Annotated in this window: 1 protein-coding gene; it reads left to right on the top strand. The window is 63.7% G+C overall.

Annotated elements, in window-relative coordinates; all coding sequences use genetic code 11:
* Positions 1-353, top strand: a 353-nt coding sequence (locus tag R0J92_RS22005) for a hypothetical protein (protein ID WP_411053214.1), incomplete at both ends; no start/stop codon positions are given.

Genomic DNA, 353 nt, shown 5'->3' with positions numbered 1-353 from the left:
GAGCAACGCCACTTCCGACAGTGTGGTAACCGGGACTTTGCCGGAGGATTTGCGATCCAACACGCTGACGGCGCTGCGGGCGCAATATGCGCAGGCGCGCCAGACGGCAAGCGGCTTGTCCACCCAGCTTGGCCCCCGTCACCCGGCGCTCATTCAGGCGCAGTCGCAGGCGGGCACGGTGCTGAACGACATCGACGCTGAATTGCGGCGCATCCGCTCCTCGCTGCAAGTCGAGGTCTCGCGGTCCGTGCAGCAGGAAAAAGACCTGACCGCGCGTCTGGCGCAGCTCAAGTCACAGCAGGCAAACAATAGCGGCGATCTGGTGAAATTGCGTGAACTTGAGCGCGAGGCGA

The sequence above is a fragment of the Tritonibacter sp. SIMBA_163 genome (assembly GCF_046535935.1).
Classification (GTDB): domain Bacteria; phylum Pseudomonadota; class Alphaproteobacteria; order Rhodobacterales; family Rhodobacteraceae; genus Epibacterium; species Epibacterium scottomollicae.
Note: the sequence above shows the minus strand (reverse complement) of the source record. Positions and strands in the feature narration are given on the sequence as shown.